Source organism: Ruegeria sp. YTSC325 (assembly GCF_059609525.1).
The window spans coordinates 445,799-462,523 of record NZ_JBXWLY010000001.1 but is presented as its reverse complement, the minus strand read 5'-3'; the positions used below and the strand labels follow the sequence as shown (position 1 = coordinate 462,523).

15 protein-coding genes are annotated in these 16,725 nt (G+C 57.0%); 13 read left to right on the top strand and 2 right to left on the bottom strand.

Translation table 11 applies throughout. The features are described from left to right. The first annotated feature begins 189 nt into the window (after positions 1–189). Positions 190–1,464, top strand: coding sequence for an adenylate/guanylate cyclase domain-containing protein (locus AC2FF7_RS02360; RefSeq protein ID WP_170355765.1), 1,275 nt, complete (start codon positions 190–192; stop codon positions 1,462–1,464). 337 nt (positions 1,465–1,801) lie between these two features. On the opposite strand, the gene AC2FF7_RS02355 is transcribed toward AC2FF7_RS02360, so the two are convergent. Continuing rightward, positions 1,802–2,815 carry a LacI family DNA-binding transcriptional regulator gene (locus tag AC2FF7_RS02355; protein ID WP_480867068.1) on the bottom strand — a complete coding sequence of 338 codons (1,014 nt, stop codon included), beginning with the start codon at positions 2,813–2,815 and terminating at the stop codon, positions 1,802–1,804. Between the two features lie 218 nt (positions 2,816–3,033). Here AC2FF7_RS02355 and AC2FF7_RS02350 point away from each other — a divergent pair, with 218 nt between their 5' ends. The 5 genes from AC2FF7_RS02350 to AC2FF7_RS02330 all read left to right on the top strand — a co-directional run bounded on the left by AC2FF7_RS02350 (position 3,034) and on the right by AC2FF7_RS02330 (position 8,282). Further along, positions 3,034–4,338 (top strand): extracellular solute-binding protein, encoded by a 1,305-nt coding sequence (locus tag AC2FF7_RS02350; protein WP_496905136.1) that lies wholly within the window; start codon positions 3,034–3,036, stop codon positions 4,336–4,338. Between the two features lie 74 nt (positions 4,339–4,412). Beyond that, on the top strand, positions 4,413–5,294 hold the full coding sequence (locus AC2FF7_RS02345; RefSeq protein WP_170353343.1) for an ABC transporter permease subunit: 882 nt from the start codon (positions 4,413–4,415) through the stop codon (positions 5,292–5,294). An 11-nt stretch (positions 5,295–5,305) separates the two neighbouring features. After that, positions 5,306–6,199, top strand: a complete 894-nt coding sequence (locus AC2FF7_RS02340) for an ABC transporter permease subunit (RefSeq protein WP_480867066.1) — start codon at positions 5,306–5,308, stop codon at positions 6,197–6,199. A gap of 11 nt (positions 6,200–6,210) precedes the next feature. Then, on the top strand, positions 6,211–7,257 hold the full coding sequence (gene ugpC / locus AC2FF7_RS02335; protein ID WP_496905135.1) for a sn-glycerol-3-phosphate ABC transporter ATP-binding protein UgpC: 1,047 nt from the start codon (positions 6,211–6,213) through the stop codon (positions 7,255–7,257). Continuing rightward, positions 7,254–8,282: an endonuclease/exonuclease/phosphatase family protein gene (locus AC2FF7_RS02330; RefSeq protein WP_496905134.1), complete on the top strand. Its 1,029-nt coding sequence runs from the start codon at positions 7,254–7,256 to the stop codon at positions 8,280–8,282. Before ugpC ends, AC2FF7_RS02330 begins: the two co-directional genes overlap by 4 nt. Positions 8,283–8,303: 21 nt before the next feature. Here AC2FF7_RS02330 and AC2FF7_RS02325 read toward each other — a convergent pair whose 3' ends face one another. After that, on the bottom strand, positions 8,304–8,816 hold the full coding sequence (locus tag AC2FF7_RS02325; protein WP_496905133.1) for a hypothetical protein: 513 nt from the start codon (positions 8,814–8,816) through the stop codon (positions 8,304–8,306). Positions 8,817–9,017: 201 nt separating this feature from the next. Here AC2FF7_RS02325 and AC2FF7_RS02320 point away from each other — a divergent pair, with 201 nt between their 5' ends. The 7 genes from AC2FF7_RS02320 (at position 9,018) to speA (ending at position 16,720) form a co-directional block, all read left to right on the top strand. Further along, positions 9,018–10,280, top strand: a complete 1,263-nt coding sequence (locus AC2FF7_RS02320; protein WP_480867061.1) for an imelysin family protein — start codon at positions 9,018–9,020, stop codon at positions 10,278–10,280. Between the two features lie 124 nt (positions 10,281–10,404). Beyond that, entirely contained in the window at positions 10,405–10,698 is a 294-nt protein-coding gene (locus AC2FF7_RS02315) for a (2Fe-2S)-binding protein (RefSeq protein WP_170724151.1), read from the top strand. Continuing rightward, positions 10,646–11,131 carry a bacterioferritin gene (bfr, locus tag AC2FF7_RS02310; RefSeq protein WP_170751522.1) on the top strand — a complete coding sequence of 162 codons (486 nt, stop codon included), beginning with the start codon at positions 10,646–10,648 and terminating at the stop codon, positions 11,129–11,131. The genes AC2FF7_RS02315 and bfr overlap by 53 nt, the downstream gene beginning before the upstream one ends. Beyond that, positions 11,091–12,632 carry a di-heme oxidoreductase family protein gene (locus tag AC2FF7_RS02305; RefSeq protein WP_496905132.1) on the top strand — a complete coding sequence of 514 codons (1,542 nt, stop codon included), beginning with the start codon at positions 11,091–11,093 and terminating at the stop codon, positions 12,630–12,632. The genes bfr and AC2FF7_RS02305 overlap by 41 nt, the downstream gene beginning before the upstream one ends. After that, positions 12,629–13,642 (top strand): imelysin family protein, encoded by a 1,014-nt coding sequence (locus tag AC2FF7_RS02300; protein ID WP_480845532.1) that lies wholly within the window; start codon positions 12,629–12,631, stop codon positions 13,640–13,642. The genes AC2FF7_RS02305 and AC2FF7_RS02300 overlap by 4 nt, the downstream gene beginning before the upstream one ends. A 3-nt stretch (positions 13,643–13,645) precedes the next feature. After that, positions 13,646–14,728, top strand: coding sequence for a DUF1513 domain-containing protein (locus AC2FF7_RS02295; protein WP_480867058.1), 1,083 nt, complete (start codon positions 13,646–13,648; stop codon positions 14,726–14,728). A gap of 102 nt (positions 14,729–14,830) precedes the next feature. Next, entirely contained in the window at positions 14,831–16,720 is a 1,890-nt protein-coding gene (gene speA / locus AC2FF7_RS02290; protein ID WP_496905131.1) for a biosynthetic arginine decarboxylase, read from the top strand. The last annotated feature ends 5 nt before the right edge of the window (positions 16,721–16,725 follow it).

Genomic DNA, 16,725 nt, shown 5'->3' with positions numbered 1-16,725 from the left:
TCACGTTTCTCTATCGACTGTTGTGCCTGGCACTTTTTCCAAGGCCGAAAAATTGACGGGCTTTGGCCAATATCGCGAGCGAACGCGCGTGAGAATTTGCAAACCCATCGCTAGAGAATTGAGCGTTCGAAGACAAACCGAATGACACAAGCCTTCGGCTGTAACAAGATGATGGTGGAGGTGTAAGTTATGGCGGATGTTTTCGATCGCATTGCAGATTGGCTGCAAAAGCTGGCCTTTTTTGATGCTGATCTTGGTGGACTAGTCGAGCAGTTAAGTAACAGACTGATCGATGGTGGCGTGCCGGTCACGCGTGTTTCCTTGGGCCGCCTGATGATGCACCCTGTAATTGGATTGCTCGATGCAACGTGGGATGCATCGAACCATCGTATTGAATGGACTGTTCTTCCACGCAGCTCAGTAACGGCTGATCTCTTCGACAAAGCACCCTTCGGAGAGAATTCGAAATTGGCCAATGAGATTGCGAAACAGCACTTTAATGAGGAAGTTTGGGACTTGGCGGATGGACTTGCGAACGGCACAATCAAGTTTCCTTTCATGCGAGCAAATCTGACAGACCAAGCGACCCGTAACAAATTTCCGCTTTTCCGAAAACTCGCTGAAGCAGGTGTCACCGACTATGTCGTATGCAGTGCACCATTCGGCAATCGTACCGTTGTCTTTGACGGAGATATGGAGTGGGCTTTGGGCGCGTCGGTGTCTTTTGCTACAAAGCGTCGTTCTGGTTTCACAGACCGTGAGGTAGATGGTCTGTCGCGGCTATCTTTACCTTTGCTTGGTGCAGCGCGTGTATTGTCGGAGCAGTTCTTGGCAGCTGAGTTGATGGAGGTCTATCTAGGCAAGTTGTCCGGTCGATCCGTACTGAACGGTCAAATAGCCCGGGGAGATGTCAGCATAATTGACTGTGCTCTCTTGTTCAGCGATATGCGCGGCTCTACGGCTTTGAGCCAGCGCTTGTCATCGGAAAAATATGTCGCGACGGTCAACCAATTCTTCGATTGTGTCGGTGGGGCGGTACACGATCACGGCGGAGAGGTTCTTAAATTCGTTGGCGATGGATTGCTTGCGATCTTTCCTTTTGATGGTCAACGAAGACTACCCGAAGACATGTGCGAAGCTGCCCTGTCCGCGGCGCGTGAAGCGTTCCAAAGGAATGAAGAACTTGATCCATTAGACCGTGCTGAATTTGGGGTTGGTTTGCACACTGGGGCGGCTGTCTACGGGAATGTTGGTACTGAAAAGCGCTTGGACTTTACGGTAACTGGCCCATCAGTCGCGATAGCCAGCAGGTTAGAGGGCCTGACGCGAAAACTGGAGGCGCGGCTTTTAGCAACAGGCGATTTTGTGAACTTGGTATCTGAAGAGCCGAAAAAATTGGGGCGGCATTCTTTGCGGGGTTTTGAGGAAGATTTAGAGGTCTTTTCTTACGAAATTTTCACATAACGCTCAATTGCATTAGGCGATTGGCAATCATTCGTTTAGGCGCTGGTGCTGGAATTAAACCGGTCAGCTTTGGGCTCGGAGCGGTCATTCGCCACGCTGCACATCAATGTCCGCTTTCAGGACTGGGTAGCGTATGGGTGACAAACAACCCTGTGGTTGGGTGTGTCGCGTTGTGGCTGCATGTGTCCGCCTGCACACCTTAATCCTAACAAAGCCAAATAGTTAATGTGGTTGGCTGGGGCAGCTTGTGGCGTGGTGTGGGGCAAGTCAGACTGAATCATAATCCGCGTGTCGGGGGTTCAAGTCCCTCCTCCGCTACCATTTCTTCCCACACGTTTCAGTGTGTCCCGCGCGGAACGAAGAAGGGGTCAATCAACACTGTCTCACTTTCTTTTGCCGGGTCGGCGAGACGCCGCTCTAGCAGCCAGATGACCTGCTCGACAGCCTCGTCAATTGGATTGTTTACTGTGCTGAGGTTAAACATAGGCCAGCCCGCCATTTCAATGTCATCGAAGCCTACAATCGATAAAGATCCCGGGACATCCAAGCCAAGTTCTCGCGCCGCTGTCAGGGCACCGATGGCGCTTGCGTCATTGGCACAAATCAACGTGTCCAGCTGGTGGGCTTCAAGCATCCTCATCGCTGCACGGTATCCTGCTTCAACTGTGAACTCTCCGACCTCTTCTGCCACCAAAGAAAGACCGGCATCCCTCAGCGCTTGCGTCACGCCAGCTTTGCGGTCAGCGGAGGACCCAAACCCTGTTGCGCCCGCGATATAGCCAAATCGTTGACGACCGCGATCAACCAAAACCCGAGTCGCTATCTGCATACCTCGCGCGTTTCTGCAGCATACATTGTCTACGCCCAATGCATCTACGATGCGCCCTGATGAGATCATTGGGACGCCGAATTTACTGCATTGCGTCACTACCGACTCAGGCATACTGCCGCCGCGCAGAATCAAAGCGTCCAGCGGGTAGCGGAGCACCTGGTCGATGGCGGAGCCGGCCCGATCATCTTCGCCATCAATCAGGACCGGCCACTTGTTCAAAGCATTCAATCGACCGACCAAGCGATGCACGAATTCCGAGTCATACGCGCTGCGCATATTGCCAATAAACACCGCCACAAGATGCGAGCGTCCGCCCTTCAACCCTGCGGCCAACGCATTTGGTTGATACCCCATATGTGTCGCAATGTCTTGAATTTTCCGGCGCTTACCCGCATCAAGATACGCGCCCGGAGTAAACGCGCGCGACACGGCAGACCGCGAAACCCCGGCGGCGTCAGCGACGGTTTGCGCCGTTACACGGCGGGGCCTTTCGGCAGGTTTACTGTTGTCGTCAGCCACCCCCAAGCTGTCCTCCGTTTCCATATAATTTGTCAATATTGCAATAAATCTTTCACCGAACTGTCACAGGAACTGCGTATGTGACCACGTGTGCACACACTGTGCATTCGCAAGCGGACCGTGTCCGTTTGCTCTGCTTTTTTATGCTGCAAGGGGCACCAGCCCCGCGAACTGGTGTGTTGGCCGCAAGCGCGGGAACCACCAAACCGGAGAGAGACATGACCAACCTGACATTCTGCGCAACCGCTGCGGCTGTCGCGTTTTCCGCGACCGCGGCCTTTGCCGAAACCGAGATCACATGGTGGCACGCCATGGGCGGCCAGCTGGGCGAAACCGTCAATAAACTGGCCGAGGATTTCAACGCCTCGCAAGACGAATACAAGATCACTCCGGTCTATAAAGGCAGCTACGAAGAAACCCTGACTGCAGGTATCGCCGCCTTCCGCGCGGGCGAACAGCCCAACGTCATGCAGGTGTTCGACGCCGGTGCCGCGACCGTAATCGGAGCCAAGGGCGCAACCATCCCGGTTCAGGACCTTCTGGCCAATAATGGCGTCGACTTCGACATCAACGACTATATCGCCGGTGTGCGTTATTTCTATGCCGACAGCGACGGCAAGATGATCGGGATGCCCTTCAACTCTTCCACGCCGATCCTGTACTACAACGTGGACGCGCTGGAAGCGGCGGGCGTTACCCCGCCGAAAACCTGGGAAGAGTTCCAGGCGACAACCGCCCCCGCGCTGAAAGACGCAGGCTACATCGCGCTGAGCCAGTCGCACCTGCCCTGGATCTTCACCGAAAACTTCATGTCGCGCCACAACCTGCCGTTTGCCACCAACAACAACGGCTATGACGGCACCGACACGCAGATCCTGGTGAACAACGACGCCATCAAAGCGCATTTCACCGCTGTGTCCGAGTGGAAAGACGACGGTCTGTTCGAATGGTACGGCACCGGCTGGGGCGACAACGCCAAGCCGTTCGAGGAAGGCAAAGTTGCCATGTGGCTGGGTTCTTCGGGCTCGTTCGGCGGCCTACTGCAGAAAGATCTGCCGTTCGAATTCAGCGCGACCGAGTTGCCCTATTGGGAAGCAGTGACCGCCGAGCCCACACAGACCTTCATCGGTGGTGCCGCTCTGTTTGCCATGTCCGGCCAATCGGACGAGGAGAACAAAGCCACGGCCGAATTCTTCCGCTTCCTGACCGCGCCTGAAACCCAGTATTTCTGGCATCAGGAAACCGGCTATGTGCCGATCACCGAGGCCGCTTATGAAGTTGCCAAGAAAGACGGCCACTATGACCGTTACCCGGCTGCCGAAGTTGGCGTCAACCAGCTGCAAGACAAGGCTGGCGACAACACCAAGGGTTACCGCATGGGCTTTTACGTTCAGATCCGCGACATCATGAACCGCGAATATGGCCGTATCCTGACAGGTGAGACTAACGTGGAAACCGCGTTCAAAACCATCGAAGAGGAAGCCAACGAACTGCTGGCCCGCTTCGCCAAGACCCAGGGCTAAGCACCCGTATCACCCCCAGGGATGGTCGCGCTGTCACGGCGCGGCCATCGCTCTTTTTCTTACTGGACCACTCAATGAAACGTGCGGGCTTCGACAATATCTGGCTGCCTGTGGCGCTACTGCTGCCACAGCTGATGATCATCGCCATCTTTTTTTACTGGCCTGCGGGCTGGGCACTGCAATCCTCATTCTATCTGCAGGACCCTTTCGGGTTTGGCTCGACCTTTGTGGGTGGCGAGAACTACACGTCGCTTGTGGGCAACGACCAGTACAAGCGTGTCGCCGGATTTACGATCATCTACTCGGTTCTGGTGACGTTCTTCTCTCTGGCCATCGCGCTGTTGCTGGCCGTGAAGGCAGACAAGGTAATCCGAGGCGCCAAAACATATCGCACGCTGCTGATGTGGGTTTATGCCATCGCGCCGCCGGTCGCCGGCTTCATGGGTATCCTGTTCTTTGATCAAAGCACCGGACCGCTGACCAAGTTCTTTCAGATGTTCGGGTGGGATTTCAAACTGGGCGTGGACTACAACGCAACTGCAACCGCCATGGTCATCGTGGCCGTATGGAAGCAGATCCCGGTGAACTTCATCTTCTTCCTCTCGGGCCTGCAATCCATCCCCCGATCGGTGCGCGAGGCCGCGATGATCGACAACCGATCCGCCACCGGACGGTTCTGGCAGGTGACCTTCCCGCTGCTGGCCCCCACCGCATTTTTCTTGCTGATCATCAACATCACCTACGCCCTGTTCGACACGTTCGGCATCATCGATGCATTGATGAAGGGCGAGCCGGGCAACAACCCGATGACGCTGGTCTACAAGGTTTATCTGGACGGCTTTCGAGGCAACGACCTGGGCGGATCATCGGCGCAATCGGTCATCCTGATGGTGCTGGTTCTTTTGCTGACCGTGTTTCAGTTCCGGCTGGTGGAACGCCGGATTCACTATACGTAAGGGCTTTGGACATGGCTGAGACAACACTCGAAACTCCCGTTGAAACCCATCGTCCCCGCCGCATCAAATGGGGCGCGATCGGCGATCACATCGTCCTGATCCTAGGCGCTTTGCTGATGATGATACCACCGCTGCTGGCGCTGACCACAGCCAGCCATGATGCGGTGACGATCCACCGCGAGGGGTTGCAGCTGACGCTGGGCGACGATCTGGGCAAGAACTTCCATGCCGCCATGTTCGAAAAGGGTGGGTTCACCCAGACGGTGGATGGCACGCTGATGCTGATGAACTCGTTCATCCTTGGCATCGGCTTTGCGGTGGGCAAAATCGTGATTTCGATGATGGCGGCCTATGCCATCGTCTATTTCCGTCTGCGGTTCGCGACGCTGGCTTTCTGGGTCATCTTCACCACGCTTCTGCTGCCGCTTGAAGTCCGCATCTTGCCCTCATACGAGGCGATCCAGAAACTGGGCCTGACAAACACCTATACCGGTCTGATCGTACCGCTGATCGCATCCGCAACCGGCACGTTCTTTTTCCGTCAGTTCTTCATGTCCGTCCCTGAGGAGTTGGCCGAGGCCGCCCGGATTGACGGCGCAGGCCCATGGAAGTTCTTTGTCGATATCCTTGTACCGCTTAGCCGGACCATGATCGCTGCGATCTTCATCATCATGTTTGTCTTTGGCTGGAACCAATATCTGTGGCCGACACTGATCACGACGGATGAGAGCTTTTTCACCCTGGTCCGGGGCATCAAACAGATCGTGCTGTCCTACACTGATAGTCAGATCCCAGAACACGGGCAGGCATTGGCACTAGCCATTGTCGCGATGATCCCACCCGTGGCGATCGTCGTCTTTTTCCAAAACTGGTTCGTTAAGGGCCTCACAGAATCCGACAAATAAGGAATACGCGCATGGCTCAGGTTTCATTAGAGGGCATCCGCAAGGTCTATCCCAACGGCTTTCAGGCGGTTCAGACCACAAGCTTCACCATTCAGGACGGCGAGTTTGTCGTGCTGGTCGGCCCCTCGGGTTGTGGCAAATCCACCCTGCTGCGGATGATTGCGGGGTTGGAGGAGATCACCGAAGGTGAACTGAAGATCGGCGACCGGGTGGTCAATGACGTGGATCCGGCGGACCGGGACATCGCGATGGTGTTCCAGAACTATGCGCTATATCCGCATATGACGGTGCGCAAGAATATCGGCTATGGCCTCAAGAATCGCGGCACCCCGGCCTCCGAGATCGCGGCCAAGGTCGAAGACGCAGCCCGGATGCTGAACCTGACCGAGTATCTGGACCGCAAACCAGCGCAGCTGTCGGGCGGTCAGCGTCAGCGCGTCGCCATGGGCCGTGCCGTAGTGCGTGACCCGGCGCTGTTCTTGTTTGATGAACCGTTGTCGAACCTCGACGCTAAGCTGCGCAACCAGATGCGGATCGAGATTAAGGCCCTGCAACGCCGCCTTGGCACCACAGCCGTCTACGTGACCCACGATCAGGTCGAGGCGATGACGATGGCCGACCGGATCATCGTCCTGAACGCGGGCCGGATCGAACAGATCGGTACGCCGTCGGAAATCTACCACAACCCCGCCTCGACCTTCGTGGCCTCGTTCATGGGGGCACCACCGATGAACCTGATCCGGGCGGAAATCGATCAGAAACAGGTCAAAATAAATGGGTATGACGCGTTAATGGTCGCCCCTGAGGCGCTTAGCGGCCCGATCACAATGGGCATACGCCCCGAAGATGTAGAGCTAGACGCCCAAGGCCAGGTGAAGTTTCACATTGATATCCTTGAGGAATTGGGCGCTCATCGCCTGCTGCATGGGCGGATCGATGACCAGCCGTTCTCGGTCATGATTGGTAAAGAAGATACAGCCCATACAGGTGAAACACGGATCAAGTTGAAGCCCGAAGCACTGCGCCTGTTCGACAAGGATACGGGGCTGCGACTGTGATTACTCAAACCCTTGCGACGCTACCTGCGGTTTCACCGAACCAGCGGGCCGCAATCCTGTCGGCAGATCGCACGGCGCAAACACACCGTCATTTGCTTGGTGATCTTCCGGCATTGAATGCTGTCCAGGTGGGTGGAACACCTAAGGCAGACCAGTTGCCGTCAGAATTCACGGCCGCCGCCTGGAACGTTGAGCGCTGTTTGTTTCCGGAAGAGACGGCCGCGCATCTGCAAAGTGTCTCTCCTGATGTCGTTCTGTTGTCCGAAGTAGACCACGGCATGGCCCGCACGGCGCAACGGCACACGACCGAGGCAATGGCGAGCGCACTTGGCATGACCTATGCTTTCGGGGTCGAGTTTCACGAGCTTGGTTTGGGCGGAGCAACCGAACGCGCCTATTGCACGGACGCTACCAATTCTCTCGGTTGGCATGGCAACGCGATCTTGTCCTCGGTTCCGTTCGAACGTACGGCGCTTATCCGGCTGGACGATCACGGACACTGGTTCTGCACCGATTCCGGTGCCGCTGACCCAGAGCAGCCAAGAATCGGAGGTCGCATGGCGATCGCTGCGGTGGTTCCATACGGCCGCGGGCTTGTATGCCTGGTGTCCACACATCTGGAAAGCAATGCTGATGCTGCGCATCGTTTCGGTCAATTCCAGAAGCTGTTGCGAGCTATAGACGAATTCGCGCCCGGTCTGCCCGTTCTGATCGGAGGAGACCTGAACACCGGCAATCATATACCCCCCGCCTTTGATTGGAGGGACGAAACCCTGTTCGGATTGGCCGAATCTCAGGGCTATGATTGGGGTTTCACCGCGCCGGGTTTCACCACACGCCCCAGCCTTATCACGCCGCATCCCGAACGTCAGATGAAACTGGACTGGCTGGCTGGTCGGAAACTGACCCCGTTAGAGACAGGTATCGTGACGTCCATATCAAAAGATGGAAAGCCACTCTCGGATCATGACTGCGTCTGGAGTCGCATTACCTTTAAAGACCGAGCCGGGCGAAGTAATTCCTGACGCCCAGCTTGGCCCCGCACTTCAGGAGCTTTGCAAGGATAGACCCGCATCTGCCATATGGATGCTGAAACCTTTAGCGTTGGCAAAAGGGGTAAGAATTTCCCCAAGGCGCTTCAACACAGCTGCATCCTGACACGCAACTTCATATTTCGCTTCGAACTTCAAATCCAAAACATCACCGGCCACCAAGGTCCCGCGACCTAGCCCGTGACCCGAAAGAACCACACGCGCAGACGTTACTGAACACTCGGCCTCGACCGGAAGGCCCAAAAATCCATGAGGGTCTGACAAATCCGAGATCGCCCGAGCGATCAGCGCGTTGTCGTCTGCAACCCCACTGGCGGAGACGTCCCCTAGCACATCAAAAGTGGCGACTGTCATGGATATCAGAAGGCGGGAACCAGAGTGAACTGCTTCACCACTCGGCTCTCTATCGCGCCACGCTGTTGCCGGACCAGCCTGGCTGAAAAATAAAAACGACAGTGCCGCTAAAACAGTCGAAAAACAAATCCTACGCACAAAAAAACCAATCAACTAACTTTAACTTAAACTGGTAGTACCTCCTACAGGTGCGGCCTTGAAGATGGAAGCCCACTATATTTGGGGAAGTCTCCACACCCAAATACCTGACAGTAAAACTCAGGTTGACATAGTCGACTAATTCACTCAGTTATCAGGCAGCCGACGCTTTCGTGGCGCCGGACCTGAATTTCTGAGATGAAAGACCTGCCCCCAATGACCAGATTGATTGCAACCACAAGCGCCCTGACACTTTGCGCCGTTTCTGCGGTCGCTGCCCCGGCGAAAACTGATGTTCTGACCACTTACGCCAATATTGCCGAAGCCAAGTATCAAGACAGCCTGATTGCAGCCCAGACGTTGCAATCTGCAGTGAACGCGCTGATTGCCAACCCGTCAGATGCAACCCTGAACACTGCCCGCGCGGTATGGATCGCCGCCCGTGTTCCCTATCAACAGACCGAGGTCTACCGCTTTGGCAACGCGATTGTTGATGACTGGGAAGGCAAGGTGAACGCGTGGCCTCTGGACGAAGGTCTGATCGACTATGTCGATGCCGCCCACGGCGGGCCGTCGGATGAAAACGAGCTTGCAGCACTGAACGTCATCGCCAATCCAAGCTTTACGCTGTCGGGCGAAACAATCGACGCATCGGAAATCACACCTGAATTGCTGGCAGAAACCCTGCACGAAGCAGACGGGATCGAGGCAAACGTGGCCACTGGCTACCACGCGATCGAGTTTCTTTTGTGGGGTCAGGACCTGAACGGCCATGATGCTGGCGCAGGTGACCGTCCGTGGACCGATTATGCCCAAGGTGACGACTGCACCGGCGGACATTGCGACCGACGCGGTCAATACCTAAGCGCAGCCACCGACCTGTTGGTCAGCGATCTGGAGTGGATGGCAACCCAGTGGGCCGAAGGTGGTGATGCGCGCGTTGCTTTGACCGAAAACGAAGCTGCAGGTGTCAGCGCAATTCTAACTGGTATGGGTTCGCTGTCTTATGGCGAACAGGCGGGCGAGCGGATGCGTCTTGGCCTGATGCTGAATGACCCGGAAGAAGAGCATGATTGTTTTTCTGACAACACCCATAACAGCCACTATTACGACGGCTTGGGCATCCAGAACGTTTATCTGGGCAGCTACACCCGGATCGATGGAACTCCGATTTCAGGGGCATCACTGTCCGATCTGGTCACCGCGACCGACCCGGCGCTGGACGCTGAGATGAAGGTTAAGCTGGCCAACACCATGCAGGCATTGGGCCTGATCAAATCGACTGCTGAAGCCGGTTTTGCATATGACCAGATGCTGGAACGCGGCAACGAAGGTGGCGAAGCTTTGATCATGGGCGGCGTGAACGGTCTGGTCGACCAGACCAAAACGATCGAACGGATCGTTACGACGCTGGAGCTGGATCAGATCAGCATCGAAGGTTCGGACAGTCTGGATAACCCGAACGCAGTATTTCAGTGACCTTGGCCGAGAGGCGGCTCACCGCCGCCTCTCGGGCTTTTGAGAGCTGAATGACAGTATGACGCAGGACTTCCGTCAATTAACCTACTATTATAGTCAGATTAGCAGCCTAAGGCATCTTGCCATGATCGTTTGCCATTGCACGAACATCTCGGACACCGAAATCCATGCCGCGATCGACTGGATGCGCGCGTCGGACCCCCATGCAGTGATCACCCCGGGCAAAATCTATCATGCCCTTGGAAAATCAGCGGATTGTGGCGGATGCATGCCACTTTTCCTAGACACGATGCGTTCCAGCGATAAGCTGGAAGTCCCCATGCAACTTCGCGCGTTGCGCAGCGAAGTATCACAGGAGAGTGCAGATGAAGGGCGACCCCAAAGTAATCGAATACCTCAACAAATCCCTGCGGCATGAGCTGACAGCGGTCAGCCAGTATTGGTTGCACTACCGTTTGCAGGAAGATTGGGGTCTTGGCCATATGGCCAAGAAAAGCCGCGAGGAAAGCATCGAAGAGATGGGCCACGCAGACAAGCTGATCGAACGGATCATCTTTCTGGAAGGCCACCCCAACCTACAAAAGCTGGACCCTCTCCGGATCGGACAAACGCCCAAAGAAACGCTGGAATGCGATCTGGCCGCCGAACACGACGCGCGCGCTTTGTATGTTGAGGCCCGCGAATACTGCCGCGAAGCCGGGGACTACGTAACCATGTCCCTGTTTGAAGAATTGATCAGCGACGAAGAGGGTCATATCGACTTCCTCGAAACGCAGCTTGATCTGTATGAAAGGATTGGCGAAGCCAATTATGCGCATCTCAACGCATCGAAAATGGACGAAGGCGAGTAAACTTTCGATCTTGGCGGTGGCGGCTTTGGCGGCCACCCCCTCACTGTCCGGCGAATTGCAGGACCTTCACCTCAACTTTCTGCCGAGAACCGAAGACGAGGCCGCGCGGATCGCCAAAGTGACCGCCCCGCCTGAAGATTTCAGCGCACCGCAACAGTTCGAAGAGTTGCCCGCAGGGGCGGCGACTGTTCGTTTGCGCACGGATGCGGACGCGTTTTCGCAACCGTCAGGCAATCTGGAATTCGAACAGGAGCTGGACTTCAAGGTCGGCAATGGGCTTTTTAAAAAGCTCTGGGTCTCCTCTCCGTCATCGACATTGGCGTCAGATGGGCTGGGCCCGCTCTATAATGCGCGGTCGTGCCAGCGATGCCACATCAAAGACGGGCGCGGTCATACGCCAAATGGGCTGAATGACAGTGCCGTGTCGATGTTCCTGCGCATATCGATCCCCGGCGGGGCCAACCCTACCGAGATCGAAGATTACATCGCCACGCAACCTGAACCAAACTATGGCGGGCAGATGCAGGATCTGGCACTGCCCGGCCATCCGGCAGAATACCGGCTGGACATCACATATGAGGACGTCCTCGTTACGCTTGCAGATGGCGAAACTGTCACGCTGCGCAAGCCGACATATGTCGCCGCAGATCTGGGTTACGGGCCGTTACACCCTCAGGCCATGCTTAGCCCGCGGGTCGCGCCACAAATGATCGGCTTGGGATTGCTGGAAGCGATTCCGGTCGAAGACCTACTGGCCAAGGCCGATCCCGACGACGCAGACGGAGACGGCATTTCCGGGCGACCCAATATCGTTTGGGCCACAGAATATGCGCAGCCCATGATGGGCCGCTTTGGCCATAAGGCCGGAATGCCCACGATCATGGAGCAATCGGCAGCGGCCTTTGCCGGAGATATCGGAATTTCAAGCCCGCTTTATCCTGCTGGCCACGGCGATTGCACTGAATTGCAGGTGAATTGCGTGAAGGCGCCGCATGGCGATGGCGACGACCGCACTTTCGAGATCGACCAGCAAGGCATGGACCTGATCACCTTTTACAGCAGGAATCTGGGGGTGCCCGAGCGTCACAACTTGGACGATCCACAAGTTCTCCGCGGAAAACAGGTGTTCCACGAAACGGGATGCACGTCGTGCCACACCCCGTCATATGTGACTCACCGCTTGGAAGACCGCCCCGAGCACAGTTTCCAATTGATCTGGCCCTACACCGATCTGTTGCTGCACGATATGGGCGAAGGTTTGGCCGACAACCGCCCCGAAGCGCGGGCCACAGGCCGGGAATGGCGCACTGCTCCTCTGTGGGGAGTGGGCCTGACACAACAGGTTTCGGGTCATACCCAGTTTCTGCATGACGGGCGCGCACGCTCGCTGCTCGAAGCGATCTTGTGGCACGGAGGGGAAGCACAGACCGCTCGTGACACAGTTGTTGCCATGCCAAAACCCGATCGCGACGCCCTGATCCGCTTTCTAGAGAGTCTATGATGCGTAAATTCGCTTTGGCCCTATCAATATGTCTGCCTGCAGTGGTGTCGGCACAGGATCGTGGGCAAGTTCTTGCGGATGTGACTGAAGAACACATACTGCCCAGATTTTCTGAATTGTCAGAGGGGACCTTTGTGCTGTCCGCAACAGCGCAGGCCGATTGTACATCTGAATCGTCTGAACTGCGCGCCGCTTATCACGCTGCTTTCGACAAATGGATTTCCGCCAGCCACCTTAGGTTTGGTCCATCCGAAGTGGACGATCGTGCGTTTGCTTTGGCTTTCTGGCCCGACACCAAGGGGTTCACAGCCAAAGCGTTGTCCGGGCTGATTGCTTCGGAGGACACTGCTGTCGAAACCCCTGAACTCTTCGCTGAAACCTCGATCGCCGGTCGCGGATTTTTTGCTTTGGAACAGATGATTTTCGAACCTCAGTTTTCGGACCAGGGTACCGAGGTTTATCGTTGCGCGCTCATTCGTGCCATCACGATTGACATCAACAGCAATGCCAACGCCATGTCGGAAGAATGGAAAGTTTACGCGCCATCATTGTCCCAGCCAGGTGCCGACAGCCCTTACCGCTCGGATGACGAAGCCCTGCAAGAGTTATTTAAATCGCTGGTCACAGGGCTGGAATTCACCGCCCAAACACGTTTGGGGCGTCCGATGGGGACTTTCGATCGACCCCGTCCCAAGCGCGCCGAGGCACGTCGCTCTGGCCGCTCGCTGAGGCACGTAGAGCTATCTTTGATCGCACTGAAAGACCTGGCGAAACATCTATCCGCAAACCACCCCGAAATTTCGGCCGATCTCAATCGTGCATTCGAAAAAGCAATCCTCCGCGCACAATCCTTGGATGATCCGACACTTGACAGAGTGTCGTCACCGCAAGGACGGCTTCGTATCGAGGCTCTGCAGCAGTCAATCGAAGATTCCCGTCAGATTGCCGCAACTCGGCTAGGCCCGACTTTGGGTATCAGCGCCGGGTTCAACTCATTGGACGGGGATTGACAGATGACCAACCGACGTCATTTTCTGGCCGGCCTGGTGGCTACAGGTCTCGTCCCGATGCGCGGTTGGGCAGCTGTCGGCGCGCCTGATTTTCTAGCCGCTGCGCTCTTTCCAGACGACTCCTACCGGCTTGTCGGGCTAGCAGTAGACGGTGACATTCAGTTTTCCCTTCCGCTGCCAGCTCGTGGCCATGCTGCAGCTGCCCACCCATCCCGCGCGCAGGCCGTCGCGTTTGCCCGACGACCAGGTACTTTCGCTGTGGTCATCGACTGCGCGGCAGGTGCTGAGATGGCTCGGCTGAAAGCACCCGAAGGTCGCCATTTCTATGGCCACGGCGTGTTTTCAGCGGATGGCTCGCAACTCTTCACTACCGAAAACGACTATGAGGCGGGCACGGGTCTGATCGGCGTCTGGGACACGGCGACATATTCCCGACAAGGCGAGTTTCCCTCGGGCGGGGTTGGTCCGCACGACGTGCGCCTGATGCCTGATGGCAAGACGCTGGTCGTGGCAAATGGCGGGATAGAAACCCACCCCGAGACGGGGCGCACCAAGCTGAACCTACCCGTGATGCAGCCAAGCCTGGCCTATCTGGACTTGGCGGGCACGGTGCTAGAGCAGGTCACGCTGCCAAGAGCGCTGCACAAGAATTCGATCCGCCATGTGGCGGTGCGGTCTGATGGGGTGGTGGCGTTTGCGATGCAATGGCAGGGGGACAGGACGCAGCATCCTCCGCTACTGGGTCTACACCAGCGCGGCGAGGACCCCCTCTTGTTGGCCGCCTCAGCAGCCGACCAGAACACGCTTCAGGGCTACGCCGGCAGCATCGCCTTTACTAGAGACGGCCAAAGCGTCGCCATCACATGCCCGCGCGGCGATGCGTTGCATCAATTCGACGTCACTACCGGCGCGCTGACCGCCGCTCTCACTCTTGAGGATGTCTGCGGCATCGGCCCCGGCCCCACGGGATTTGTCTTTACCACCGGAACCGGGCAGATCGGAGCCTTCACCTCCTCAGTCCGCATCTCAGCCCACCCAGACTGCCATTGGGACAATCACTTGATCCCGGTCGGCACTTGCGCGTAACTTCGTTACTTCCCGTCACATAGATTACACTTGGACGAATCAAACTGCTGCCGTATGGGCAGGCGCAAAACCGCACCCCCACGGATCAAAGGACTGACTTGATTGAAACAGACGCCCGACGCACCGCATTCCATCTATGGAGTTGAGAAATGGGGCAAGGGCCTTGTCGAGGTTACAGAGCAGGGCGAGATCGGCCTGCGAAACCCACTGGTCCCCGACGCGGCTGCGATCAGCCTGCCGGGTATTCTGGCCGATCTGGATGACCGGGGGATCAAGGCGCCGATGGTGCTGCGGGTCAGTTCCTATCTGGAACATGAGATCGCGCATCTGAACGAAAGTTTTGCCGACGCCATCGCACGCGTGGGCTACAAAGGCCCCTATCGCGGCGTGTTTCCGATCAAGGTCAACCAGCAGGCACAGGTGGTCGACCGCATCGTCGAGTTCGGCAAGAAATACAACTATGGGCTTGAAGCCGGATCGAAGCCCGAACTGGTCGTGGCGCTAGCCCATCGTTTGGCCCCCGAGGCGCTGATCGTCTGCAACGGCGTCAAGGATGCCGAATTCATCCAACTGGCCATCCTCTCCCGCAAGATCGGTTTCAACACCGTCATCGTTCTGGAAAGCCCGAAAGAGGCGGACACGGTGATCGAGGTCTATAACGAGCTGGGCATCGAACCCCTGATCGGCGTGCGGGTGAAACTGACCAACCAGATCAGCGGCAAATGGGAAGAAAGCTCCGGCGATCGCTCGGCCTTTGGCATGAACACCGACCAACTGGTCGCCACCGTGGACAAGCTGAAGGCGGCAGGGCTGCTGCACTGCCTGAAGCTACAGCACTCGCATCTGGGATCGCAGGTGCAGGACGTCAACGACGTGCGCCGCGCCGTGGGCGAGGCGTGCCGGTATTACACCGAACTCACGCGCGAGGGCGTACCGCTGACCCACCTGGACCTCGGCGGTGGTATGGGCGTGGACTATACCGGTGAGAAAAAGGCCGCCGAAAATTCGATCAACTACACGGTTGAGGAATACTGCGCCAACGTGGTCGAAACCGTTGCCTATGCCATGGATGAGGCCGAAATTGCGCACCCTACGCTGGTCACCGAAAGCGGGCGCGCCGTGGTGGCGACCTCGTCTATGCTGGTCTTCAACGTGCTTGAGAGCACCCTCTACGATGCACCGACCGGCCCCGAAGTTGAACCCGACGATCACCATTTGGTCGCCGACCTTGCCGCCGTTCACGGATATCTCAGTAGCGATCGCCTGCAGGAATGCTGGAACGACGCCACTTTCTACCGAAACGAGCTGCGCGCCCTGTTCCGCCGCGGCTATGTCGACCTGCGCCAGATGGCCCGCGCCGAGCGTATCTACCTGTCGCTGATGGCCCGCCTCAAGGCGCTGGCGGCCAGTGAGGAACTGGACACGGATGTGGACGACCAGCTTGAGAAAGTGGCTGATATCTACCACTGCAACTTCTCGCTGTTCCAATCCCTGCCCGATGTCTGGGCCATCGACCAACTTCACCCAATCGTCCCGCTGCAAGGGCTGAACGAAACGCCGGACCGCCGCGCGGCGCTGAGCGACATCACCTGCGACAGTGACGGCAAGATCGACCGGTTCATTCTGGCCGACGGCGTCTCGCCCAGCCTGCCGGTGCATTCCCTGCCCGAGGACAGTGAGTACTTCATGGGCGTCTTCTTCGTCGGTGCCTATCAGGAAACGCTGGGCGATCTGCACAACCTGTTTGGCGACACCAACGTCGTCACAATCGACTTGCGCGCCGATGGTGGCTTCGACCTGCTGCATGAACAAGAGGGCGATACGATCAGTCAGGTCCTGTCCTATGTCGAGTTCGACCCCCAAGACTGTGTCGCCGCCTTCCGCAAAATGGTGGACGAGGCGATCTCGACCGGTACTCTGATGGCCAAAGACCGCAAAACCCTGATGAGCGCGTATCGCGACTCCATCAACGGCTACACCTATTACGAATAACCCCC

Excerpts from the sequence above, each read along its gene's own strand:
- AC2FF7_RS02360 (WP_170355765.1), top strand. The coding sequence starts at position 190 with ATGGCGGATGTTTTCGATCGCATTGCAGATTGGCTGCAAAAGCTGGCC.
- AC2FF7_RS02350 (WP_496905136.1), top strand. The coding sequence starts at position 3,034 with ATGACCAACCTGACATTCTGCGCAACCGCTGCGGCTGTCGCGTTTTCC.
- AC2FF7_RS02345 (WP_170353343.1), top strand. The coding sequence starts at position 4,413 with ATGAAACGTGCGGGCTTCGACAATATCTGGCTGCCTGTGGCGCTACTG.
- AC2FF7_RS02340 (WP_480867066.1), top strand. The coding sequence starts at position 5,306 with ATGGCTGAGACAACACTCGAAACTCCCGTTGAAACCCATCGTCCCCGC.
- ugpC (WP_496905135.1), top strand. The coding sequence starts at position 6,211 with ATGGCTCAGGTTTCATTAGAGGGCATCCGCAAGGTCTATCCCAACGGC.
- AC2FF7_RS02320 (WP_480867061.1), top strand. The coding sequence starts at position 9,018 with ATGACCAGATTGATTGCAACCACAAGCGCCCTGACACTTTGCGCCGTT.
- AC2FF7_RS02315 (WP_170724151.1), top strand. The coding sequence starts at position 10,405 with ATGATCGTTTGCCATTGCACGAACATCTCGGACACCGAAATCCATGCC.
- bfr (WP_170751522.1), top strand. The coding sequence starts at position 10,646 with ATGAAGGGCGACCCCAAAGTAATCGAATACCTCAACAAATCCCTGCGG.
- AC2FF7_RS02305 (WP_496905132.1), top strand. The coding sequence starts at position 11,091 with ATGCGCATCTCAACGCATCGAAAATGGACGAAGGCGAGTAAACTTTCG.
- AC2FF7_RS02300 (WP_480845532.1), top strand. The coding sequence starts at position 12,629 with ATGATGCGTAAATTCGCTTTGGCCCTATCAATATGTCTGCCTGCAGTG.
- AC2FF7_RS02295 (WP_480867058.1), top strand. The coding sequence starts at position 13,646 with ATGACCAACCGACGTCATTTTCTGGCCGGCCTGGTGGCTACAGGTCTC.